We start from the raw sequence: 21,732 nt of genomic DNA on the forward strand, positions 1-21,732 counted from the left end.
CCCTGGGGCGGCGCCGCGGGGTGGAGGCCGCCCCCCGGGACGACCCGCCCCCCGCCGCCGCCCCCGCGCGCGGGCTCCCCCACCCCGGCGCCCACGACGGCGTCGAACGGTTCGTCCAGGCCCCGCAGCAGGTCGAGCACGGCCGCGGCGGACAGGAAGCTGTCCAGCCAGCCTTCGGCCGACTCCGGTCCCCAGCGCGGCGTCCTGGCGAGGATCTCGGTGCCGGGGCTCGCGGCCGCGCGGGCCCCGGCACCGATCTCCTTCGTCATCGCTTCGGTGGTGTTGCAGTTGGTGACGACGATCCTCATCGGTGCTTCCTGGACACCGCGAAGTACAGGGCCGCCGACGACGCCGTGCCGATGAACCACGAGTACGGGGCGGCCGGCGCGAAGTACGGCACCAGCGCGATCACCGCGGCCAGTGCGGCGGTCGGGAAGAACGTCACCAGGGCCCGCGGGTTCACCCGCGGGTAGGCGCCGCCGTCGACGAACAGCTGCGCGACGTCGACCTTGCCGCGCCGGATCAGGTAGTAGTCGACGATCATGATCCCGAACAGCGGGCCGAGGAACGCGCCGAGCCCGCCGAGGAAGTAGTTGACCACGGCCGGCGAGGAGTACAGCTTCCACGGCAGCACGCACAGGGCCGCGACCGCGCTGATCATCCCGCCGATGGTGAAGCTGATCCGCTTCGGCCAGATGTTGGCCAGGTCGTAGGCGGGGGAGACGAAGTTGGCGACGATGTTGACGCCCATGGTCGCCACCGCGAAGGTGACTGCGCCGACGATCAGCACCGGCGTGTTGTGCACCTTCGCCAGCAGCTCGGCCGGATCGGTGATGGCCTCGCCGAACACCTGCATGCTGCCCGCGGTGACGATCACCGACAGCAGCGCGAACGCCGTCGAGTTGATCGGCAGGCCCCAGAAGTTGCCGCGCCGCACGGTCTTCTGGTCCGGGGCGAACCGGGAGAAGTCGCAGAAGTTGAGCATCAGCGTGCCGTAGGTGGCCAGGATGAGCCCGGCCGCGCCGAACCACTGCCGGAACTGCTCCCCGGTGGAGAGCTGCTTGGGGGTGCTGGTGAAGGAGATGCTCCAGTGCCCGGCGGCGAGGATCCAGACGGCGAGGGCGATCATCACCACCCAGATCGCCGGGCCGCACCAGTCCTGGAACTTGCGCACCGACTCCATGCCGCGGGTCAGGATCAGCGCCTGGACCGCCCACAACGCGACGAAGCAGATCCAGCCGAGCGCGTGCAGGCCGAGGAAGCCGTGCTCGGTCAGGGGTTTGAGGCCCGGGTCGATGGTGAGCACGAGCAGCGTGATGGCCACGCTCGCGAGGTAGGTCTGGATGCCGTACCAGAAGATCGCGATGATCGCGCGGATCAGCGCGGGCAGGTTGGCGCCGAACGTGCCGAAGCTGATCCGCGCGACGACCGGGAACGGCACGCCGGTGCGCTGCCCGATCCGGCCCATCAGGTTCATGCCGGCGTAGATGATCACGAAGCCGAACAGCAGCGCGGTGAACACCTGCCAGGCCGACAGCCCGAGCACGAACAGGCCGGCGGCGAAGGTGTAGTTGCCGAGGTTGTGCACGTCGGACATCCACAGGGCGAAGATGTCGTAGACCTTCCAGCGGCGTTCCTCCGCCGGGGCGAGGTCGGAGTTCCAGAGCCGGGGGTCGGGCGGCGGGGTCGTCTCTCGGGAGGGTTCGGTGAGCGGGGCGGCGGTCATGCGTGCCTCCGGTCCACATGCGCAGACGGCATTTTGGGATACCAAACTTTGGAATCCCAAATATCACCCCGGCGTCCGCCCGAGTCAACCCTCCGGCCGATAAACTCGTGTTACGGCCGGTTACGGCGGTGTTGAAGGAGGGGCGCGGTGAACGAGCGGCAACCCCTCGCGGCCACCCGGCAGCGGGTCCGCGAGGAGCTGCGCGAACGGATCCTGACCGGGCGGCTCCGCCCGGGCGACCGGCTGGTCGAGCGGGAGCTGGCCGAAGACCTCGGCGTCTCCCGGGTGCCGGTCCGCGAGGCCATCCGCAGCCTGGAAGCCGAAGGGTTCCTGGTCGTCCAGTCGCCGCGCCGGGTCGTCGTCCGGCAGCTGGCGCGGGTCGACGTCGAGGAGCTGTTCGACGTCCGGGAGGCTCTCGAAGGCCTCGCCGCGGGGCTCGCTGCGGAGCGGTCGGGTGCCGCGGAGCTCAAGCGCCTCGAGCGCGTCCTCGCCGACGCAGCCCGCGCCACGGCCCGCGGCGACGCCGCCCGGATCACCGTCCTCAACTCGCGCTTCCACGACGAGATCGTCGCCATCGCGGGCAACGCGCTGCTGACCACGATGCTGCAGCCCCTCGAAGGCCGCCTGCGCTGGCTCACGAGCCAGAACGAGCACTGGACCGAGCTGCTCGACGAGCACCGGCGGCTCTACGAGGCGATCGCTTCGGGGGACGCCGAGCGGGCGAAGGCGTCCGCCGTCGAACACGTGCGGGTGAACCGGGAGGTCACGCTGCGTTCGCTCTTCGGCGAAGAACCCGGTGAACGGCCTGCGGGCTGAGGCGTCCGGTTTGCCGGAGATTGTGGCCCGGCGCCCGGTTTTTCAGCCATTCGCACCAACGGTGACCCGACTTTGGTCTGTGTGATGCGGCCGAACGGCTGCTTACGGTCGTCGGTCACCGGTCTCGCCGTCCGGCGTCCCCACCTTTCCGGAGGTTCACTGTGCGTAGAGCGACAGTATTCGCCGCAGCCTTCACCCTCGCCCTGACCACCGCCGGTGTCGCTCACGCGGCCCCCGCCCAGCACGGCCACGCCCAGCGCGTCTGCTCGGCCGCGCCCGCCGGGTTCGCGGCCTGCAACGCCTGGATCGACACCGACACCACCGCCGCCCTGGCGGCCACGCCGTCCGGGCTCGGCCCGGCCGACCTGCTCTCCGCCTACAACCTCGGCTCGCTCGCCGGCAGCGCCGGCGCGGGCCGCACGATCGCCATCGTGGACGCCTACGACGCCCCGACCGCCTTCGCCGACGTCAACGTGTACCGCGCCCAGTACGGCATCCCCGCGCTCGCGTCCTGCACGCCGTCGTCGATCGACGCCAGCACCACCCCGTGCTTCGCCAAGGCCGACCAGAACGGCGGGACCAGCTACCCGCGCAAAGACGGCGGCTGGGCGCAGGAGATCTCCCTCGACCTCGACATGGCGTCGGCGATCTGCCCGAAGTGCAACGTCCTGCTGGTCGAGGGCACCTCGTCGAGCTTCGCCAACCTCGGCACGGCCGTGAACACCGCCGTGCGGCTGGGCGCCGAAGTCGTCAGCAACAGCTACGGCGGCAGCGAGTTCTCCGGTGAGGCGAGCTCCGAAGGCCAGTACTTCAACCACCCCGGCGTCGCGATCACGGTCAGCTCCGGTGACTCCGGCTACGGCGTCGAATTCCCGGCCGCGTCGCGGTACGTCACCGCGGTCGGCGGCACCAGCCTGAAGAAGGCGTCGAACACCCGCGGCTGGAGCGAGACGGCGTGGAGCGGCGCGGGCAGCGGCTGCTCCGCCTACATCACCAAGCCGTCGTGGCAGACCGACAGCGGGTGCGGCAAGCGGACGGTGGCCGACGTCAGCGCCGTCGCCGACCCCGCCACCGGCGTCGCCGTCTACGACAGCACGGCCTACCAGGGCCGGTCCGGCTGGCTGGTGTTCGGCGGCACGAGCGTCGCGGCCCCGGTCGTCGGCGGGGTGTACGCGCTCGGCGGCGTCAGCGGCGTCTCGGGGGCGAACACCGTGTACTCGCACACGTCGTCGTTGTACGACGTGAGCGGCGGCAGCAACGGCTCGTGCGGCGGCAGCTACCTGTGCACCGCGGTCACCGGCTACGACGGCCCGACCGGGCTGGGCACCCCGGCCGGGGGCGCCGCCTTCTGACCTGATCTCCTCGAAGGGCCACCACGCGAGCGTCGCGCCCGGGTGGTGGCCCTTCACTGTGCGCACTAACATGATCACGGTAACCACGCATCCCCAGCGGGAGTGGCATATCCGACACGCCCCAGGAGCCCCGCCAACAGGCGCTTCCCAGTGGCTTCATGGGAAATTCACAGAATGGGTGGCAAGTCTGACAACGTGAACCACGCCGACGACGGTGCCGGATCGGCGGCACGATGACGACTGCCCAGGCCACCCTCGAAGCCCCCGCCCGCAGCACGAGACCGGGCGGCAAAGCGCCCTACCTCCACCAGATCGACCTGTTCCGGTTGGTCACGTTCGCCTGCGTCATCCTCATCCACGTGGTGGGCGCGACGAACTTCGCGCAGGACGTGGGCGCCAACGCCGTCGAGACGCCGCTGCACTTCACCCGGGAGGCGTTCTTCGCGCTCACCGGGTTCGTGCTGGTGTTCCAGAACCGCCGCCGCGAGTTCACCGCCGGTGACTTCTGGCGCCGCCGGCTCCCGCTGGTCGCGACGCCCTACCTGGCCTGGTCGATGTTCTTCTGGGCGTATTCGCTGGTGACCGGGGCGCAGCAGCCGGGCTCGCTCGAGGCGTCGATGCGCCTGCTGCTCAAGGACCTCGTCACCGGCGGTGCCTGGTACCACCTGTACTTCCTGCTCGTGACGATGCAGGTCTACCTGCTCTTCCCGCTGCTGATGAAGCTGCTGCGGGCGACCGCGGGCAAGCACGGGTGGCTGCTGCTCGGCAGCGGGCTGCTGCAGGTCGGCGTGACGCTGTTCATGACCTACCAGCCGCTGGGCGTGAGCTACGAGACCATCACCCACCTGTACGCCACGATCGTGCCGTACCAGTTCTACACGCTGTTCGGGGCCGTGGTGGCCATGCACTTCGAGACCGTGCACGCCTGGGCGGGCCGGCACCGGCTGCTCCTCGGCGGCGCGCTCGTCGCCGTGCTGGCCGGCACCGAGTGGTACTACCTCCGCACTGTCCACAATGGAACGTTCCCGCAGGTGGCCAGCGACCCGTTCCAGCCGTACCTGATCCCGTGGTTCCTCACCGTCATCGCGGCGATCTACGCGTTCAGCACCTGGTGGGCGGCGCGCCGGCGCGAGGGCAGCCGCGGCGCCCGCCTGGTGTCGTGGGCGGCGAACCGGTCGTTCAGCGTCTTCCTCGTCCACCCGCTGGCGCTGGCCCTGCTCGGCCCGGTGATCCCGCACGTCGCGGAGCGGTTCGGCGCGCCGTGGCTCAGCGTCATCATCTACGTGGCGACGATCGCGCTGACGATCACCATGGTCGAGGTGCTGCGGCGGCTGCCGGGCAGCCGCGCGCTCACGGGGCGGCCGCGGCTGCGTCGTCCGGCGAAAGCGGCGGCCTGAGTCACCCGGGTGGGTGGCACAGGTCATATCCGGCTGTGTCTTGCGGGCGAACCCCGCGCCCGGCCGGGGGGCTCCGCCACCCCGGACCCCCCAAAAAGAATCCGGCGGGCATGTCCGAGCGTGCGGATCCGCAGCCGTGGGATATGCTGGCGGCCCGTGGGACTTCAGTCACGGGCAACCAAGTACGTCTTTGTCACCGGAGGCGTTGCCTCCTCTCTGGGTAAGGGACTCACGGCTTCCAGCCTGGGTCAGCTCCTTACCGCACGCGGGCTTCGCGTCACGATGCAGAAGCTCGACCCCTATCTCAACGTCGACCCCGGGACGATGAACCCGTTCCAGCACGGTGAGGTGTTCGTCACCGACGACGGCGCCGAGACCGACCTCGACATCGGCCACTACGAGCGGTTCCTCGACCGCGACCTCGACGGCAAGGCCAACGTCACCACCGGCCAGGTCTACTCCGAGGTGATCGCCAAGGAGCGCCGCGGCGAGTACCTCGGCGACACCGTGCAGGTCATCCCGCACATCACCGACGAGATCAAAGCCCGGATCACCGCGGCCGCCGAGCCCGACGAGAACGGCCAGTCGCCGGACGTCGTCATCACCGAGGTCGGCGGCACGGTCGGCGACATCGAGTCCCTGCCGTTCCTGGAGGCCTGCCGCCAGGTCCGCCACGACGTCGGCCGTGACCACTGCTTCTTCCTGCACGTCTCGCTGGTGCCGTACCTGGCGCCCTCGGGCGAGCTCAAGACGAAGCCGACCCAGCACTCGGTCGCCGCGCTGCGCAACATCGGCATCCAGCCCGACGCGCTGGTCTGCCGGGCCGACCGGGAGATCCCCGAGGACCTCAAGCGCAAGATCGGCCTGATGTGCGACGTCGACACCGAGGCCGTCATCGCCTGCCCGGACGCGCGGTCCATCTACGACATCCCGAAGGTGCTGCACCGCGAGGCGCTCGACGCCTACGTCGTCCGCCGCCTCGGCCTGCCGTTCCGCGACGTCGACTGGACGGTGTGGGGCGACCTGCTCGACCGGGTGCACAACCCGAACGAGGTCGTGCGGATCGCGGTCGTCGGCAAGTACATCGACCTGCCCGACGCCTACCTGTCGGTCACCGAGGCCCTGCGTGCGGGCGGGTTCGCCCACCGCGCGAAGGTCGAGATCGTCTGGGTGGCCTCCGACGACGCGCAGACGGCGTCCGGCGCCGCCTCCGTGCTGTCCGATGTGGACGGTGTGCTGATCCCGGGCGGGTTCGGCATCCGCGGGATCGAGGGCAAGGTCGGCGCGATCGAGTACGCCCGCACCCGCGGCGTCCCGCTGCTCGGCCTGTGCCTCGGCCTGCAGTGCATGGTCATCGAGGCGGCCCGGCACCTGGCCGGCATCGAGGACGCGGGCTCGTCGGAGTTCGACGAGAACACCACGCACCCGGTGATCTCGACCATGGCCGACCAGCGCGACGTCGTCGCGGGGGAGCGGGACATGGGCGGCACCATGCGGCTCGGCGCGTACCCGGCGAAGCTCAAGGCGGGCTCGCAGGTCGCGAAGGCGTACGGCACCACCGAGGTGTCCGAGCGGCACCGGCACCGCTACGAGGTCAACAACGCCTACCGCAAGCAGCTCACCGACGCGGGCCTGGTGTTCTCCGGCACCTCGCCGGACGACCGCCTGGTCGAGTTCGTCGAGCTGCCGGCCGAGGTGCACCCGTTCTTCGTCGGCACCCAGGCCCACCCGGAGCTCAAGAGCCGCCCGACCCGGCCGCACCCGCTGTTCAGCGCGTTCGTCAAGGCCGTCGTCGACCGCAAGGTCGCCGAGCGGCTGCCGGTCGAGCTGCCCGAGGCAACGGTGGCGGCCCGATGAGCGCGCCGGGCGAGCACGAGTTCAGCGTCGCGGCCAGCCGGGACGTCCACATCGGACGGGTCGTCGGCCTGCGGATCGACGAGGTCGTGATGCCGGGCGGCGACACGGCGACCCGCGAGGTGATCGAGCACCTCGGCGCGGTGGCGATCGTCGCGCTGGACGAGGACCAGCAGGTCACGCTGATCCACCAGTACCGGCACCCGATCGGGCACCGGCTGTGGGAGCTGCCCGCCGGCCTGATCGACCACCTCGGCGAGGAACCGGTCGGCACGGCCAAGCGCGAGCTCGTCGAAGAGGTCGGGCTGGCCGCCGAGGACTGGGTGACCCTGGTCGACGTCGCGGCGTCGCCCGGCTTCACCGACGAGGTGGTCCGGGTCTTCCTGGCCCGCGGACTGTCCGATGTGGACCGCGAGGTGCTCGGCGAGGAGGAGGCGGACCTGGTGATCCGCAAGTTCCCGCTCGCCGAGGCGGTCCGGATGGCGCTGGCGGGCGAGCTGCTCAACGGCGCCACGGTGTCGGGGGTGCTGGCCACGCACGCGGTGCTCACCGGGGCGGCTTCCACCCGGCCGGCGGACGCCCCGTGGGCCGACCGCCCGACGGCGTTCGCCAAGCGCAAGGAGTCCTGAGCCGGTCCGCTGCGCCCCGGATCAGGGGCGCAGCGGGCGGCCTTCGGCGTCCGAACCGCCGTTGACCAGGAGCACGATGCCGTCGATGATCGGCCACAGCACGCCGACCCCGGTGCACAGGGTGGCGAACAGCTGGAGCACGCCCAGGCCGGTCTGGCCGGTGTAGAACCGGCCGACCCCGAAGGGCAGCACGATCTGCAGCACGCCGGCCACCGTCTTCGACCGGTGCGAGTACGGCATGGGCATCGACGGCGCGTACGGCACCGGAGCCGGTGGCGCGTACGGGTCGAGCGCGTACACCAGCAGCTGCGTGGTGGGCTGGGCGTACGTCGGCATCGGCGTGGGCGGTGACCCGAAGAAGCCCGGGTGCGGCTGCGGCAGGTCGCGGAACAGCGGCCGGAGGGCGCCCAGGGTCGCCGCCGCGTAGGCGTCCGTCACCCGGGTCTCGTACTCGTCCGGGGTGATGCGGCCCATGCCGAAGTGGTCGGCGAGCAGCCTCGCCGCTTCCTCGCGCTCGGCGGTGCCGATGCGGAGTTCGTCGGACTCCATGGCATCCACGGTAACCGCGTGACGCGGGGAACGGGGTTTCTCCCCGGTCACGAGCCCCGGGCGGCCTAAGGTGACGACCGTGGCAGCCCCGGGCAGCACGGACGGCGTGATCGCCGCGTACCTCGACCACCTGGCCGTCGAACGCGGGACCGCACGCAACACCCTGGACAGCTACGCCCGCGACCTGCGCCGGTACGCCGCGCACTTGGACGGCCTGGGTGTCGCGAAGGTCGCCGACGTCACGTCCGCGCACGTCACGTCCTTCGGCGCGGCGCTGCGCGAGGGCGACGACGAGCACAAGCCGCTGGCCGCGTCGTCGGCCGCCCGGGCGCTGGTCGCGGTCCGGGGCCTGCACAAGTTCGCGCACGCCGAAGGCCTCACCGAGCACAACCCGGCCCGCGAAGTCCGGCCACCGACGCCGGCGAAGCGGCTGCCCAAGGCCCTGCCGGTCGACGACGTGCTGCGGCTGCTCGAGACCCCGCCCCCGGACGGCGAGCGCCCGCTGCGCGACCGGGCGCTGCTCGAGGTGCTCTACTCGACCGGGGCCCGGATCTCCGAAGCGGTCGGCCTGGACGTCGACGACGTCGACGCCGCCGAGCGGACCGTGCTGCTCGACGGCAAGGGCGGCAAGCAGCGGCTGGTGCCGATCGGCCGTCCCGCGCTCGCCGCGCTGCACGCCTACACCGTCCGCGCCCGCCCGGCGCTCGCCGCCCACGGCCGCGGCACCGCGGCGCTGTTCCTCAACGCCCGCGGGAGCCGGCTGTCGCGGCAGAGCGCGTGGCAGGTCCTCAAGGACACCGCCGAACGGGCGGGCATCACCGCCGTCGTGTCGCCGCACACCCTCCGCCACTCCTTCGCCACGCACCTGCTCGAGGGCGGCGCGGATGTCCGCGTCGTCCAGGAACTGCTCGGCCACGCGTCGGTGACGACGACCCAGGTGTACACGCTGGTCACGGTCAACACCCTGCGCGAGGTGTACGCGACGGCGCACCCGCGCGCGCTGGGCTAGACGGCCCTATAAAGCGTCAACAGCCTTGCCGGCCTGCACCGACGGTCGAGTGACATTGCCCCGTCGAGTCCGGCGCGTTGCTTTGCCGGGGCTCCGACTCCGGACATAGGCTGCGGCGGACGCTGACGAACAAGGAGCTTTCGCGCCATGTCGACACCGAACCAGCCGGCCCCTTCGGCCGAGTCCGCCGGGTCGGCGGCGGCGAACCTCAGCCAGGTCACCATCGCTACGCCTGCCGACCACGACGGCGACGATTCAGCCGAGCGCAACGGCAAGAAGGTCAAGCTCGAGGGCATCGGGCCCACCGGCCGCCCGATCCGCGAGCACCCCGATCCGGCCCCGCTGGACAAGCACGGCCCGGCCAAGATCATGGCGATGTGCAACCAGAAGGGCGGCGTCGGCAAGACGACGTCGACCATCAACCTGGGTGCCGCCCTCGCCGAGTACGGCCGCAAGGTCCTGCTCGTCGACTTCGACCCGCAGGGCGCGCTCGCCGTCGGCCTCGGCATCCAGCCGCACGAGCTGGACCAGACGGTCTACAACGCCATCATGGAGCGGTCGGTCAGTGCCACCGACGTGCTCATGAAAACCCGCGTCGACGGCGTTGACCTGCTGCCGAGCAACATCGACCTGTCCGCCGCCGAGGTCCAGCTCGTCGCCGAGGTAGGGCGCGAGCACACGTTGTTACGGGTCCTTCGTCCGGTCATGAACGACTACGACTATGTTCTTGTCGACTGCCAGCCCTCGCTCGGCTTGCTCACGGTGAACGCGCTGACCGCCGCGGACGGCGTGATCATCCCGCTGGAGTGCGAGTTCTTCAGTCTGCGAGGCGTCGCCCTCCTGATCGACACCATCGAGAAGGTCCAGGAACGCCTCAACCCCAAACTGGACATAGTCGGGATTCTCGCCACCATGTACGACCCGAGAACCCTGCATTCGAAGGAGGTCATGGCTCGCGTGGTGGAGGCATTCGGCGAGACCGTGTTCGACACGGTCATCAACCGCACGGTGCGGTTCCCCGAGACGACGGTCGCGGGTGAGCCGATCACGACCTGGGCGCCCAAGTCGGCCGGCGCGGCGGCGTACCGCCAGCTGGCCCGCGAGGTGATCGCTCGGTGAGCAGGCGCGCCTCCCTGCCCGGAGCGTCGGAACTCTTCCGCATCACCTCCAGTCCCGCTCTCGACCTGCCACCCCAGCCCCCGCCGGCCGAGCCCGCCGAAAACGGCAACGGCCACGCGAAGCAGGCCGCTCCCCAGGAGCAGCTGGCCCGCAGCGGCGGTGCGGCCCCGCACGGCTCCGGCCGGACCAAGCACGACGCGAAGATCACCGTGTACGTCTCCGGCGACGAGCTCCTGGCCATGGAGCAGGCCCGGCTGACGCTGCGGGCGAAGCACGACTTGGTCGTCGACCGCGGCCGGCTGGTCCGCGAGGCGGTCGCGGTGCTGCTGGCCGACTTCGACGAGCACGGCGAGGAATCGGTGCTGGTGCAGCGGCTGCGGGTGGTCGGCTCAGACGGCGGCGAAACCGAGGGCTGATGGACGAGCCGGAACCGGCTCCGGAGGAACAGGTTCCCGAAGTGCACCAGACGGTGCACGGCGGGATGATCCCCGCAGGCGTCAACACCGAAGAACTGAGCACGTCGAAGTTCAAGGTGCGGCTGGCCAACTTCGAGGGCCCGTTCGACCTGCTGCTGCAGCTGATCTCGCAGCACCAGCTCGACGTCACCGAAGTGGCGTTGCACACGGTCACCGACGACTTCATCGCGTACACGCGCGCGCTGGGCACCGACTGGAACCTCGACGAGACCACGGAGTTCCTGGTCATCGCGGCGACCCTGCTCGACCTCAAGGCCGCGCGGCTGCTGCCCTCGGCCGAGGTGGAGAACGAGGACGACCTCGCCCTGCTCGAGGCCCGCGACCTGCTGTTCGCGCGAATCCTGCAGTACCGCGCGTACAAGCAGGTGGCGGCGCTGTTCGGCGAGCTGGAACAGGGTGCGCTGCGGCGGTACCCGCGCTCGGTGGCCCTGGAGGAGCGGTTCGTCGGGCTGCTGCCCGAGGTGATGCTGGGCGTGACGCCGCAGAAGTTCGCCGACATCGCGGTGGCGGTGTTCCGCCCGAAGCCGCCGCCGACGGTGTCGATCGCGCACATCCACATGGGCCGCATTTCGGTGCGCGAACACGCGGCGGTGCTGCGGGTGATGCTGGCCGAGCGCGGCCAGGCGACGTTCGGCGAGCTGGTCGACGACTGCGAGCACACGGTGGAGATCGTGGCGCGCTTCCTGGCGCTGCTGGAGCTCTACCGCGAGGCGACGGTCCAGTTCGAGCAGAGCGAGGCGCTGGCCGAGCTGCACGTCCGCTGGACGGGCGGCTCGAAGGAAGAAGCCTCCGCGGCGGCCGAGCTCGACCGCGCGTTCGGAGACGAAGAGGAGTACGGGTGAGCCCGGAGAACAACGAAGTCGCCGAGGCCCCGGTGCCGCCGGTCGGCGAGCCGGAAGAGGCCGCGGCGGAGCTGGCGCTGGAAGAGGCCCTGTCCGGCGAGCCGGTGACCGAGGACGGCTCGCCGGTGGAGCCCTTGACCGCGGTCACCGAGCCCGAAGGGGCACTTTCACGTGAAAGTGCCCCTGTCGAGGAGGGGCCGGAGGCGGAGGCTGGGCCTGGGTTGGGGGATCCCGCGTCCGACCTGGTCGCCGCCGGGGACGCCGACGCCATGCCGGACGTCACCTCCGACGAGGCCCTTGAAGCCGCGCTCGAAGCCCTGCTCCTCATCGTCGACTCGCCCGCGAGCGAAGAACTCCTCGCCGACACCCTCGGCCAGCCCAAGTCGCGGATCGTCGTCGCGCTGCGGACCATGGCGCAGAAGTTCACCGACCGGATGTCCGGGATCGACCTGCGGCGCGTCGGCGAAGGGTGGCGGTTCTACACTAGGGACGTCTATGCCCCGTTCGTGGAGAAGCTCCTGCTGGACGGCCAGCGGTCGAAGCTGACCCGGGCCGCGCTGGAGAGCCTCGCCGTGATCGCGTACCGGCAGCCGGTGACCCGTGCCAGGGTCGCCGCGGTGCGCGGCGTGAACGTGGACGGCGTGATTCGGACGCTGCTCGCGCGCGGCCTCATCGAAGAGATGGGGACCGATCCCGAGACGACCGGGACGCTGTACGTGACGACCGAGCTGTTCCTGGAGCGACTGGGGCTGTCGTCACTGAACGACCTGCCCGCCATCGCTCCGTTGCTACCCGAAGTGGACACCATCGATGACATCCAGTGAACACCCCGACGGCGTCCGGCTGCAGAAGGTGCTGTCGCAAGCCGGGGTCGCCTCCCGGCGCGCGGCGGAGGACCTGATCGTCGCCGGCCGGGTCGAGGTGGACGGCGAGGTCGTCACCGAGCTGGGCCGCCGCGTCGACCCGGAGGCCGCGATCATCCACGTCGACGGCACCCGGGTGAACCTGCGCGACGACCTGATCTACCTCGCCCTGAACAAGCCCAAGGGCGTGCACTCGACGATGTCGGACGACCGCGGCCGCCCGTGCGTCGGCGACTACCTGCGCGGCCGCTACGAGGAGACACCCGGTGTCGTGCACGTCGGCCGGCTCGACGAGAACACCGAGGGCCTGCTGCTGCTGACCAACGACGGCGACCTCGGGCACCGGCTGATGCACCCGTCCTACCGGGTGCTCAAGACCTACCTCGCCGAGGTCGACGGCCTCGTCCCGCGCGGGCTCGGCAAGGAGCTGCGCAAGGGCTGGGAGCTGCCCGACGGCATCGTCAAGGTCGACCAGTTCCGCGTCAAGGACATGCACTCTGGCAAGTCGCTGGTGGAGCTGGTGATCCACGAGGGCAAGAAGCACATCGTGCGCCGCCTGCTCAAGGACACCGGCCACCCGGTGCTCAAGCTGGTTCGCACCGCGATCGGCGACGTCCAGCTCGGCAACCAGCGCGTCGGCTCGATCCGGCGCCTGACGAAGACCGAGGTCGGCGCGCTCTACCGCAACGTCGAACTCTGACGCCCAGTCGTCACCGCACGGCGGTGACGAAGCCGTCGAGCGTTTCCTCGCCCGGACGGCCGTACTCCGCGGCCAGTTCGGCGCGGGAGACGAGGCTGGGTTCCCAGCCGTGCCCGCGGAGCCACTCCGGCGCCGCGTCGCCGAGCCCGCCCTGCCACAGGCGCGTGACGCGTTCGGCCCCCGGGGTGGCCTTGGCGCGGGCGAACAGGCTGTCCCGCGTTTCGGCCGACCGGTGCTCGAACGACACCCGGCTCCCCGGCGCGGACAGCCTGGTCACGGTCGACAGCAGCGCTTCGGCGTCTTCGCGGGACAGGTAGACCAGCAGGCCCTCGGCCAGCCACGCCGTGGGAACACCGGGGTCGAACCCGGCGGCACGGAGGGCACCCGCCCAGTCGTCGCGCAGGTCGGCCGGGACGACGACGCGCTCGCACGACGGCGTCGCGCCCTGGCCGGCCAGGACCTCGTCCTTGAACGCGAGGACCTCGGGCAGGTCGAGCTCGAACAACCGCACGCCCGGCGGCCAGGCGAGCCGGAAGGCGCGGGTGTCGAGCCCGGCGGCGAGCACCCCGACCTGCGGGCACCCGGCGCCCAGCAGGTAGTCGTCGTAGAACCGGGTGCGGATCGCCACCTGCGCGGCGAAGAGCGCGCCGAGGCCGCCCTGCGGGGTCTCGCCCGGCGCGACGGGCAGCAGGGACCTGCCCGCAGCGTGGAACGCGGCCGCGTACGGATCGTCGAACAGGCGATCCGGGCGGCGGCTTTCGTACGCTCGCAGCGCGGCGACACCGACGGCGGTGGCGCTCACCGCGGGCAGGGACTCCGTCATGCTTTCCAACGTACGCCCGACTTTCCGCCGTAGTGGGCGCCGACCCCGGGTCGTTAGCGTGACGGGCATGCGACTCGGAGTGGTGTGCGGGATCCTCGCGGTGCTCCTGTCCGGTGCGGTGGCTCCGGCCGCCGCGGCGCCCGCGGGGAGCGAGCCGGTCTACGACTACGCGAAGGCGGTCCGCGAAACCGTCTGGGTCGACATCGGCCGCGACGGCGACGGCGACGGCCGCTCCGACCGGGTCGCCGCCGACATCGTCCGGCCGAGTGAAGCGACTTCACGCGTTCCGGTGATCATGGACGCCAGCCCGTACTACTCGTGCTGCGGCCGTGGCAACGAAAGCGAGCTGAAGTCCTACGACAGCGCCGGGAAACCGGTGAAGTTCCCGCTGTTCTACGACAACTACTTCGTGCCGCGGGGTTACGCCGTGGTGCTGGTCGACCTGGCCGGGACGAACCGCTCGGCCGGCTGCGCGGACGTCGGCGGCGCTTCGGACGTCGGCTCGGCCCGCAAGGTCGTCGACTGGCTGAACGGCCGCGCGACCGGCTACAGCGCGAAGACCGGTGGCAGCGCGGTGACGGCGAGCTGGAGCACCGGGAACGTCGGGATGATCGGCAAGTCCTACGACGGCACGATCGCCAACGGCGTCGCGGCGACCGGCGTCGCCGGGCTCAAGACCATCGTGCCGATCTCGGCGATCAGCTCCTGGTACGACTACTACCGCTCCGACGGCGCGACCTTCGGCTTCAACCCCGACGGGCTCGCGCGCACGGTCGAATCGCGCAACAGCGGGCAGAACTGCTCGGCGCAGAACCAGGTGCTGGCTTCCGGCGCGACGCCGAACGGCGACTACGGGCCGCTGTGGGCCGACCGGGACTACGTCGCCCGGGCGGCCAACGTGCGCGCCAGCGTGCTGCTTTCCCACGGCGTCAACGACCTCAACGTCAAGACCATCCATTTCGGACAGTGGTGGGACGCGCTGAACGTCGAGAAGAAGATCTGGCTGTCGCAGACCGGGCACGTCGACCCGTTCGACTACCGGCGCGCGGACTGGGTCGACCTGCTGCACCGGTGGTTCGACCACTACCTGCTCGGGATCGACAACGGCGTCCAGAACGGCCCGCAGGCCAGCGTCGAGCGGCAGCCGGACCAGTGGGCCGACCAGAGCAGGTACCCGGCGGCCGGTGCGCTGGCGACGACGTTGCGGCCACAGGCCGGCGGCTCGCTCGGCACCGCGACGGCGTCCGGGACGGCGTCGTTCACCGACAACCCCAGCGTCGGCGAGGACACCTGGGTGACGAACCCCGGAAGCGCCGCTTTGACGTATTCGACGGGCACGTTGACGTCCGACCTCCAGGTGTCGGGGACTTCGTCGATCACCGTGACGGCGACGCCGAGCACATCGTCGGCCCGGCTTTCGGCCCTGCTGGTGGACCTCGGCCCGGCGACGATCCGCAACTTCGCCGGAAGCGGCGAGGGGATCAAGACGGGCACCACGGAGACCTGCTGGGGTTCGTCGACGTCCGGCGACGACGCTTGCTACCGCGTGGCGACGGCGGACGTGAAGAAGGTGAACTACACGATCCTCAGCCGCGGCTGGGCGGACCTGGCGAACTACGCGTCCCTTGCGCAGGAACGGACGTTGACGCCGGGCACGGCGTACACGATGACGTTCCGGCTGGCGTCCACGGACCACATCGTGCCGCGGGGCCACGCGCTGGCGCTGATCGTCGGCGGCACGGACGGCAGCTTCATCAGCGGCCCCGCCCAGCCGGGCCGCGTGACACTCGACTTGGCGCGGACGTCGGTGTCGGTGCCGCTGCTGGGCATCCCGCCCGCCGCGACGACCCACCCGGCCCCGGCCGGCGGCGCGTTCGTGCCGTCGGTGGGCCGGGCGGATCTCGGCTGAGCCGCGCCTAATGAGGGTCTGACAAAGCCTTGGTCCTCAGCCGGTCGATCCGGCGGCTGCCGACTCGCGGAAGTCGACGACAGCTTCGCCGTTGGTCCGCGCCCACTCGGTCAGCATCACGATCGGCTCCTGGAGCGTCTCGCCGAGCTCGGTCAGGCTGTATTCGACCCGCGGAGGCGCTTCGGCGTACGCACGTCGATCGATCAGTCCGTTGCCCTGCAGGCGGCGCAGTGTCTGAGTCAGGACTTTCCGCGAAATTCCGCCGGACAACGCCACGAGCTCCCCGTGTCGCTTGGGGCCGTCGGTGAGAGCGAACAAGACGAGGACGGACCACTTGTTCGCGATGATCTCGATCGCCAGCCGCGCGGGGCAGTCGGCGAGGAACACCGTGCCCGCTTTCAAGCCCCCGGCCGCGCTCGCGGTGTCGGCTGCGGTCATGCTCACCACCCGAAGGTTACCACTCGGTACCTATCGGGTCCCTAACGTCGGCGCCATGGAACCGCACTCCGGCACGGGCCCCTCGGCCACGCTCGATCGTCAGCTCATCGCCGTCAAGCCCATCACCGTTCCCACCACCGGCCGGGGCATCGACCTGCAGGTCAAGGTCACCGCACCCACCGACGGGACGAACTTGCCCGTCATCGTCTTCTCCCACGGCAACGCCTGGTCGATGGACGGCTACGAGCCTCTCGCCGACCGCTGGGCGGCTGCCGGGTTCGTCGTGGTCCAGCCGACCCACCTGGACTCCCGCCGCCACCGCATCGGCTTCGACGATCCCCGCTTCGCCACCATCTGGCGCGTGCGCATCGCCGACCTCCACGCTGTCCTGGACAGCCTCGGCGACATCCTCGACCACCTCAGCGGCCTGAACGCCCGCGTCGACCGCGATCGCGTCGCTGTCGTCGGGCACTCCTGGGGAGCACAGACGGCCGGAGCTCTGCTGGGTGCCCGCGTCCTCGATGCCGAAGGCAACCCGGGCGAAGACTTCTCCCACCCCGCCGTCAAGGCCGGCGCCCTCATCGCGGCGACCGGTACCGGCGACACCCTCACTCCCTTCGCACTCGAGTACCTGCCGTTCGCACGCCCGGACTTCTCCACCATGACCGCTCCCACCCTGGTCATCGCCGGCGGCAAGGACCAGTCGGCGATGTCCACCCGCGGACCGGACTGGTTCACCGACGCCTACCACCTCAGCCCCGCCCCGAAGCGGCTCCTGACCATCGCCGAGGCCGGACACCTCTTCGGCGGAATCTCCGGCGAGGCCGTCGCAGACACCACCGACGAGGACCCCGCCCGTGTCGTCCTCGTCGCCGACGCCATCTCCGCCCACCTGCACGACGTCCTCGGCGCCGGCGCAAGCAAGTGGCAGAACCTGCGGGATCGGCTCAGCCACAGCACCGGCGCCGTCAGCACCGAGAGCAAGTAGGAGCTTCGCGGTCTGGACCGCGCAGCGGCGTCGCCTAGTTCGCCTCGGCCGGGGCGGTCTTCGTGGCCGGCTTGCGTTGCAGCGTGCGGGCGATCGGTTCCACCACCCGGGCCGCCGTCGGGCCGAGGATCGCCATCAGGAGCACGTACGCCGTCGCCAGGGCCGCCAGCTCGCCGTCCACCGCGCCCGCCGTCACAGCCAGGCCCGCGATGACGATCGAGAACTCGCCTCTCGCGACCAGGGCCGCGCCGGCTCGGGCGCGGCCCAGCTTCCCGATGCCCTGGCGGCGGGCCGCCCACCAGCCGGTGCCGACCTTGGTCAGCGTCGTCACCACCGCCAGCACCGCGGCCCAGCCGAGGACCGGCGGGATCGACGCCGGGTTCGTGTTGAGCCCGAAGACCACGAAGAACACCGCGGCGAACAGGTCGCGCAACGGTTCCAGCATGCGTGTCGCGTTCTCCGCCGTCGAGCCCGAGATCGCGATGCCGAGCAGGAACGCCCCGACCGCGGCCGACACCTGCATCGCCGACGCGAACCCGGCCACCAGCAGGGCCGCGCCGAGGACCTTGAGCAGGAACACCTCGCGGTCCGGGCTGTCGACCGCCGCCGAGACGTACCGGCCGAACTTGAGCGCGATCACCAGCACCACGGTGATCACCAGCAGCGAGATCCCGACGGCCTCCAGGCCGCCGAGCAGGGACACCCCGCCGAGGACCGCGGTGAGGATCGGCAGGTAGAGCGCCATCGCGAGGTCCTCGAACACGAGGATCGACAGCACCACCGGCGTCTCGCGGTTGCCGAGCCTGCCCAGGTCGCCGAGGACCTTCGCGACGATCCCGGACGACGAGATGTACGTGACGCCCGCCATCACCATCGCGCCGACCGGGCCCCAGCCCAGCAGCAGCGCGACGGCCGCGCCGGGCGCCGCGTTGAGGACGATGTCGAGCAGGCCGGCCGTCCAGGACCGGCGCAGCCCGGTGAACAGCTCGGCGGCGGAGTACTCGAGGCCGAGCAGCAACAGCAGCAGCACGACGCCGATTTCGCCGGCCAGGTGCGTGAAGCCGCCGATGTCGGTCAGCGGGATCAGCCCGCCGGAGCCGAAGCAGAGGCCGCCGAGCAGGTAGAGCGGGATGGGGGAGAGGCCGATCTTGCCGGCCAGGCGCCCGAGCACGCCCAGCACGAAGAAGACCGCCCCCAGTTCGATCAGGGACAGCGCGGTGTGGTTCATCGCACCGCTCAGCCGTACTTGAGGATCTTGGCGGCGGCGTCGAGGCCCTCGCTCGTGCCGACCGCGACCAGCAGGTCGCCCCCGGTGAACGTGAAGTCCGGCACCGGTGACGGGTGCACCTGCCCCGCCCGTGCCACCGCGACCACCGAGACGCCGGTGCGGGTGCGCATCGCGGTGTCGCCGAGCGTCCGGCCGTCGAACGGGCCGGACGGCTGGATCGGCAACTGCCGGGTGCTGATCCCCGGCAGGTCGCGGTGCTCCTCCGTCAGCTGCGCGACCAGCTGCGGGGCGCCGAGCAGGTTGGCCAGTGCGCCCGCCTCGTCCGCGGTGAGCGGGATCGAGGCGGCGCAGGCATCGGGATCGTCCGATTTGGACACGATCAGCTCGATGTGACCGTCCCGCTGGGTGACGACGCCGATGCGGCGGCCGGTACGGGTGGCGAAGTCCTTGCGGACCCCGATGCCGGGCAGGGGAGTTACTTCGACGTTCACCCGGCCACCGTAACCCAGGTGTCCGATTCGCGGGGTTTCAGCCGAGCAGCAGGAGCAGGGCCGCGACGGCCATCACGGCGGCGGTCAGGCCGTGGACGCCGAAGGCGGTGGCCTTCTTCCCGTGGTGGCGCAGGACGATCAGCATGTCGAAGACGGGCCAGAGGGCCGCGGTGAGCATGACCCAGCCGAGTGCGTGCGCGTCGCCGTAGATCATCAGGGCCAGCGGGATCAGGCCCGCCCCGATGTCGCGGCCGCCCTTGACGTTGAGGAAGGTTTCGGCGTTCTCGGGGACCTCGTTGAAGCCGAAGCCTGCGGCGATCTTCTTCGGGGCGAAGACGTAGTTGAAGCCGATGTAGATGATCCCGAGCGCGACGATCGCGGTGAGGACGTAGCCGGTGACGAGCATGGTGTTCCCTCCAGTTTTCTAGCATCGCTAGGATTACTAGCAACGCTAACCTAGCGGCGCTAGTTTGTCTAGCAGTGCTAGCGTGTGACCTATGACCCAGCGACAACGGCGTGTGCGCGACCGGACCGAGCGAGCGCAGCGGATCGTCACCGCGGCCCGGGAGCTCGCCGAGGCGGAGGGCTGGGACGCCGTCACCACCCGGCGGCTCGCGGCCCTGATCGAGTACAGCCAGCCGGTGCTCTACAGCCACTTCCCGGGCGGCAAGGACGCGATCATGGCGGCGGCCGCGCTGGAGGGCTTCGCCGAGCTGGCCACGGCGCTGGCCCGTGCGCGCGACGGCGGGCTCGCCGGGATCGCGGGCGCGTACATCGAGTTCGCCGTGGCGAAACCGGCGCTCTACGACGCGATGTTCACGCTCGCCTCCGAGCTGCGGTTCGCCCAGGACGACACCCCGGAGGTGATGAAGGCGAACTTCGCGGAGCTGCTCGCGGTCATCGAGCCGGTGGCGGGGACGCAGGACGCGGGCGTGTTGACCGAAGTTTTCTGGAGCACGCTGCACGGCCTGGTGACCCTGGATCGCGGCCACCGGCTGTCCCCGGCCCACCGTGACGAGCGCCTCGCGCTGGTGGTCGAGCGCTTCGGGCCGCGGGGCGACTGATCTCCTCCGCACCCCGACCGGCAGAATGGACGGCGACGCCGAACGAGACGAGAACGCGAGGAGAGTGCCGGTGACGGGAGCCCTACGTGGTGTGGTCGCGCTGGACGGCCCGTCGGGGACCGGGAAGACCACCGTCGCCCGCAAGCTCGCCCAGCGCCTCGGCGCCGGCTACCTCGACACCGGGGCGATGTACCGGATGGTCACCCTCGCCGTGCTGCGCGCCGGCGTCGACCCGGCCGACCCGGACGCGGTCGCCGCGCTCGCCGACCGGGCCGAGTTCACCATCGGCACCAGCCCCGACCGGCCGGAGATCCGCCTGGGCGGCGAGGACGTCGCCGCCGACATCCGCGGGCCGGAGGTCACCAAGGCCGTCTCGCCGGTCTCGGCCGTGCCGCACGTGCGCGAGCTGCTGGTCGCCCGGCAGCGGCAGATCATCGACGAGGTCGTCGAGCACCGCGGCGGGATCGTCGTCGAGGGCCGGGACATCGGCACCGTCGTCGCGCCGGACTCGCCGCTCAAGGTCTTCCTGACCGCCTCGGCCGACGTCCGCGCGTCGCGCCGCAGCACCCAGGACAACGCGGCCGGGCGGCAGTCCTCGGTCGCCGACGCGCTGGCTTCGGTCGAGCGGCGCGACCACCTCGACTCGACCCGCGCGGCCTCGCCGCTGCGTGCGGCCGAGGACGCCGTGCCCGTCGACACCTCGGAACTGTCGATCGACCAGGTGATCGTCGCCCTCAGTGAGCTGGCCAGCCACCGCGGCCTGCTGGCGGGGTGCAACGCCGAGGTAGCTCGATGAGAGCTGACGGACTCCCCCAGGGATCCGTCGGCAGGCTCCACGACGCCGGGCGGGTCTTCGCCCGGTACTATCTGCGTTCGGCCTTCCGCATCCGGGTGCACGGCCGCGAGCGCGTCCCCGCCACCGGGCCGCTGCTCGTGATCGCCAACCACAGCTCCATGATCGAGCCGCAGCTGATCTTCGGAATGCTTCCGCGGCGTTCGGCGTTCCTGGTCAAGGCCGAGATGTTCGGCGGGATCGTCGGCAAGTTCATGCTGGCGATCGGGCAGATCCCGCTCAAGCGCGGCGAGATCGACCGCAAGCCGCTGCTGACCGCGGTCGGCGTCCTGAAAGACGGGGGTGTCGTCGGGATCTTCCCCGAAGGCACCCGCGGCTCCGGGGACGTCGGCTCGGCCGAACGCGGCGCGGCCTGGCTGGTCCGGGCCTCCGGCGCGACCGTGCTCCCGGTCGCGACGCGGGGCACGCTCAAGCCGGCCGACGGCAGGCGACGGTTCCGGCCGCGGGTGGACATCCTCGTGGGCGAGCCGTTTTCGCCGGAGGTCGGCCCCGGGAAGACCGGGCTCGACCAGGGCACCGAAGAGCTGCGCGGTGAGCTCGCGGCGCTCGTGAAGACTTTGGACGACTGGCGTGCCGAACACGGATTCGGTGCGGTATAAGGGAAAT

Annotated in this window: 24 protein-coding genes; 16 read left to right on the forward strand and 8 right to left on the reverse strand. The window is 71.0% G+C overall.

Features of this window, described 5'->3' with window-relative positions:
• A partial coding sequence (locus AB0M93_RS48295; protein ID WP_364288200.1) for an aspartate/glutamate racemase family protein occupies window positions 1–308 on the reverse strand: 308 nt, incomplete at its 3' end.
• On the reverse strand, window positions 305–1,726 hold the full coding sequence (locus AB0M93_RS48300; RefSeq protein WP_364288203.1) for an NCS1 family nucleobase:cation symporter-1: 1,422 nt from the start codon (window positions 1,724–1,726) through the stop codon (window positions 305–307). The genes AB0M93_RS48295 and AB0M93_RS48300, both read right to left, overlap by 4 nt.
• Window positions 1,727–1,873: 147 nt before the next feature.
• Between AB0M93_RS48300 and AB0M93_RS48305 the strand changes: the two genes are divergently transcribed.
• The 5 genes from AB0M93_RS48305 to AB0M93_RS48325 all read left to right on the forward strand — a co-directional run bounded on the left by AB0M93_RS48305 (window position 1,874) and on the right by AB0M93_RS48325 (window position 7,774).
• Window positions 1,874–2,542: a GntR family transcriptional regulator gene (locus AB0M93_RS48305; protein ID WP_364288206.1), complete on the forward strand. Its 669-nt coding sequence runs from the start codon at window positions 1,874–1,876 to the stop codon at window positions 2,540–2,542.
• Window positions 2,543–2,703: 161 nt separating this feature from the next.
• Window positions 2,704–3,894: a peptidase S8 gene (locus tag AB0M93_RS48310; RefSeq protein ID WP_364288209.1), complete on the forward strand. Its 1,191-nt coding sequence runs from the start codon at window positions 2,704–2,706 to the stop codon at window positions 3,892–3,894.
• Window positions 3,895–4,127: 233 nt separating this feature from the next.
• Window positions 4,128–5,291, forward strand: a complete 1,164-nt coding sequence (locus AB0M93_RS48315; RefSeq protein ID WP_364288212.1) for an acyltransferase — start codon at window positions 4,128–4,130, stop codon at window positions 5,289–5,291.
• A gap of 156 nt (window positions 5,292–5,447) precedes the next feature.
• Window positions 5,448–7,148, forward strand: coding sequence for a CTP synthase (locus AB0M93_RS48320; protein ID WP_364288214.1), 1,701 nt, complete (start codon window positions 5,448–5,450; stop codon window positions 7,146–7,148).
• The gene (locus AB0M93_RS48325) at window positions 7,145–7,774 is read left to right on the forward strand and encodes an NUDIX hydrolase (protein WP_364288216.1); all 630 of its coding nucleotides are present in this window, start codon (window positions 7,145–7,147) and stop codon (window positions 7,772–7,774) included. The genes AB0M93_RS48320 and AB0M93_RS48325 overlap by 4 nt, the downstream gene beginning before the upstream one ends.
• 21 nt (window positions 7,775–7,795) lie before the next feature.
• Here the strand turns inward: AB0M93_RS48325 and AB0M93_RS48330 are convergent, their stop codons facing one another.
• Window positions 7,796–8,323, reverse strand: coding sequence for a DUF1707 domain-containing protein (locus tag AB0M93_RS48330; RefSeq protein WP_364288218.1), 528 nt, complete (start codon window positions 8,321–8,323; stop codon window positions 7,796–7,798).
• A 106-nt stretch (window positions 8,324–8,429) separates the two neighbouring features.
• Between AB0M93_RS48330 and xerD the strand changes: the two genes are divergently transcribed.
• From xerD to AB0M93_RS48360, 6 genes are all read left to right on the forward strand, one after another.
• On the forward strand, window positions 8,430–9,332 hold the full coding sequence (xerD, locus tag AB0M93_RS48335; RefSeq protein WP_364288265.1) for a site-specific tyrosine recombinase XerD: 903 nt from the start codon (window positions 8,430–8,432) through the stop codon (window positions 9,330–9,332).
• Window positions 9,333–9,479: 147 nt separating this feature from the next.
• A complete protein-coding gene (locus AB0M93_RS48340; protein WP_364288220.1) occupies window positions 9,480–10,451 on the forward strand; it encodes a ParA family protein in 972 nt (323 codons plus the stop codon).
• Complete coding sequence (locus AB0M93_RS48345) at window positions 10,448–10,867, forward strand: cobyrinic acid a,c-diamide synthase (protein WP_364288222.1); 420 nt, start codon at window positions 10,448–10,450, stop codon at window positions 10,865–10,867. Before AB0M93_RS48340 ends, AB0M93_RS48345 begins: the two co-directional genes overlap by 4 nt.
• Window positions 10,867–11,769, forward strand: coding sequence for a segregation/condensation protein A (locus AB0M93_RS48350; RefSeq protein WP_364288224.1), 903 nt, complete (start codon window positions 10,867–10,869; stop codon window positions 11,767–11,769). Before AB0M93_RS48345 ends, AB0M93_RS48350 begins: the two co-directional genes overlap by 1 nt.
• Window positions 11,766–12,593 (forward strand): SMC-Scp complex subunit ScpB, encoded by an 828-nt coding sequence (gene scpB / locus AB0M93_RS48355; RefSeq protein ID WP_364288226.1) that lies wholly within the window; start codon window positions 11,766–11,768, stop codon window positions 12,591–12,593. Before AB0M93_RS48350 ends, scpB begins: the two co-directional genes overlap by 4 nt.
• Complete coding sequence (locus AB0M93_RS48360; protein ID WP_364288229.1) at window positions 12,580–13,332, forward strand: pseudouridine synthase; 753 nt, start codon at window positions 12,580–12,582, stop codon at window positions 13,330–13,332. Before scpB ends, AB0M93_RS48360 begins: the two co-directional genes overlap by 14 nt.
• Before the next feature lie 10 nt (window positions 13,333–13,342).
• Here the strand turns inward: AB0M93_RS48360 and AB0M93_RS48365 are convergent, their stop codons facing one another.
• Complete coding sequence (locus tag AB0M93_RS48365) at window positions 13,343–14,155, reverse strand: SAM-dependent methyltransferase (protein WP_364288232.1); 813 nt, start codon at window positions 14,153–14,155, stop codon at window positions 13,343–13,345.
• A 67-nt stretch (window positions 14,156–14,222) separates the two neighbouring features.
• Between AB0M93_RS48365 and AB0M93_RS48370 the strand changes: the two genes are divergently transcribed.
• The gene (locus AB0M93_RS48370) at window positions 14,223–16,064 is read left to right on the forward strand and encodes a Xaa-Pro dipeptidyl-peptidase (RefSeq protein ID WP_364288235.1); all 1,842 of its coding nucleotides are present in this window, start codon (window positions 14,223–14,225) and stop codon (window positions 16,062–16,064) included.
• A 36-nt stretch (window positions 16,065–16,100) separates the two neighbouring features.
• On the opposite strand, the gene AB0M93_RS48375 is transcribed toward AB0M93_RS48370, so the two are convergent.
• Window positions 16,101–16,502 carry a helix-turn-helix domain-containing protein gene (locus tag AB0M93_RS48375; protein WP_364288268.1) on the reverse strand — a complete coding sequence of 134 codons (402 nt, stop codon included), beginning with the start codon at window positions 16,500–16,502 and terminating at the stop codon, window positions 16,101–16,103.
• 55 nt (window positions 16,503–16,557) lie between these two features.
• On the opposite strand from AB0M93_RS48375, the gene AB0M93_RS48380 reads away from it, so the two are divergent.
• The gene (locus tag AB0M93_RS48380) at window positions 16,558–17,490 is read left to right on the forward strand and encodes an alpha/beta fold hydrolase (RefSeq protein WP_364288238.1); all 933 of its coding nucleotides are present in this window, start codon (window positions 16,558–16,560) and stop codon (window positions 17,488–17,490) included.
• 34 nt (window positions 17,491–17,524) lie between these two features.
• On the opposite strand, the gene AB0M93_RS48385 is transcribed toward AB0M93_RS48380, so the two are convergent.
• Genes AB0M93_RS48385 through AB0M93_RS48395 form a run of 3 tightly spaced genes read right to left on the reverse strand, consistent with a single transcriptional unit; the run spans window position 17,525 to window position 19,615 of the window.
• Window positions 17,525–18,718: a cation:proton antiporter gene (locus AB0M93_RS48385; RefSeq protein ID WP_364288241.1), complete on the reverse strand. Its 1,194-nt coding sequence runs from the start codon at window positions 18,716–18,718 to the stop codon at window positions 17,525–17,527.
• Between the two features lie 8 nt (window positions 18,719–18,726).
• On the reverse strand, window positions 18,727–19,209 hold the full coding sequence (locus AB0M93_RS48390; RefSeq protein ID WP_364288244.1) for a cation:proton antiporter regulatory subunit: 483 nt from the start codon (window positions 19,207–19,209) through the stop codon (window positions 18,727–18,729).
• Window positions 19,210–19,246: 37 nt separating this feature from the next.
• A complete protein-coding gene (locus AB0M93_RS48395; protein ID WP_364288247.1) occupies window positions 19,247–19,615 on the reverse strand; it encodes a DUF4267 domain-containing protein in 369 nt (122 codons plus the stop codon).
• Between the two features lie 91 nt (window positions 19,616–19,706).
• Here AB0M93_RS48395 and AB0M93_RS48400 point away from each other — a divergent pair, with 91 nt between their 5' ends.
• The 3 genes from AB0M93_RS48400 (at window position 19,707) to AB0M93_RS48410 (ending at window position 21,725) form a co-directional block, all read left to right on the forward strand.
• On the forward strand, window positions 19,707–20,273 hold the full coding sequence (locus AB0M93_RS48400) for a TetR/AcrR family transcriptional regulator (RefSeq protein ID WP_364288250.1): 567 nt from the start codon (window positions 19,707–19,709) through the stop codon (window positions 20,271–20,273).
• A 91-nt stretch (window positions 20,274–20,364) separates the two neighbouring features.
• Window positions 20,365–21,069: a (d)CMP kinase gene (gene cmk, locus AB0M93_RS48405; RefSeq protein ID WP_364288271.1), complete on the forward strand. Its 705-nt coding sequence runs from the start codon at window positions 20,365–20,367 to the stop codon at window positions 21,067–21,069.
• Window positions 21,066–21,725, forward strand: coding sequence for a lysophospholipid acyltransferase family protein (locus AB0M93_RS48410; protein ID WP_364288253.1), 660 nt, complete (start codon window positions 21,066–21,068; stop codon window positions 21,723–21,725). Before cmk ends, AB0M93_RS48410 begins: the two co-directional genes overlap by 4 nt.
• Window positions 21,726–21,732 lie beyond the last annotated feature (7 nt).

The sequence above is a fragment of the Amycolatopsis sp. NPDC051102 genome (assembly GCF_040682815.1).
GTDB lineage: Bacteria > Actinomycetota > Actinomycetes > Mycobacteriales > Pseudonocardiaceae > Amycolatopsis.

Coding starts and splice junctions, on each gene's coding strand:
- AB0M93_RS48375 (WP_364288268.1), bottom strand. CDS start 16,502: ATGACCGCAGCCGACACCGCGAGCGCGGCCGGGGGCTTGAAAGCGGGC.
- AB0M93_RS48300 (WP_364288203.1), bottom strand. CDS start 1,726: ATGACCGCCGCCCCGCTCACCGAACCCTCCCGAGAGACGACCCCGCCG.
- AB0M93_RS48315 (WP_364288212.1), top strand. CDS start 4,128: ATGACGACTGCCCAGGCCACCCTCGAAGCCCCCGCCCGCAGCACGAGA.
- AB0M93_RS48400 (WP_364288250.1), top strand. CDS start 19,707: ATGACCCAGCGACAACGGCGTGTGCGCGACCGGACCGAGCGAGCGCAG.
- AB0M93_RS48410 (WP_364288253.1), top strand. CDS start 21,066: ATGAGAGCTGACGGACTCCCCCAGGGATCCGTCGGCAGGCTCCACGAC.
- AB0M93_RS48325 (WP_364288216.1), top strand. CDS start 7,145: ATGAGCGCGCCGGGCGAGCACGAGTTCAGCGTCGCGGCCAGCCGGGAC.
- AB0M93_RS48365 (WP_364288232.1), bottom strand. CDS start 14,155: ATGACGGAGTCCCTGCCCGCGGTGAGCGCCACCGCCGTCGGTGTCGCC.
- AB0M93_RS48360 (WP_364288229.1), top strand. CDS start 12,580: ATGACATCCAGTGAACACCCCGACGGCGTCCGGCTGCAGAAGGTGCTG.
- AB0M93_RS48370 (WP_364288235.1), top strand. CDS start 14,223: ATGCGACTCGGAGTGGTGTGCGGGATCCTCGCGGTGCTCCTGTCCGGT.
- AB0M93_RS48330 (WP_364288218.1), bottom strand. CDS start 8,323: ATGGAGTCCGACGAACTCCGCATCGGCACCGCCGAGCGCGAGGAAGCG.
- AB0M93_RS48340 (WP_364288220.1), top strand. CDS start 9,480: ATGTCGACACCGAACCAGCCGGCCCCTTCGGCCGAGTCCGCCGGGTCG.
- AB0M93_RS48380 (WP_364288238.1), top strand. CDS start 16,558: ATGGAACCGCACTCCGGCACGGGCCCCTCGGCCACGCTCGATCGTCAG.
- AB0M93_RS48350 (WP_364288224.1), top strand. CDS start 10,867: ATGGACGAGCCGGAACCGGCTCCGGAGGAACAGGTTCCCGAAGTGCAC.
- AB0M93_RS48385 (WP_364288241.1), bottom strand. CDS start 18,718: ATGAACCACACCGCGCTGTCCCTGATCGAACTGGGGGCGGTCTTCTTC.
- AB0M93_RS48395 (WP_364288247.1), bottom strand. CDS start 19,615: ATGCTCGTCACCGGCTACGTCCTCACCGCGATCGTCGCGCTCGGGATC.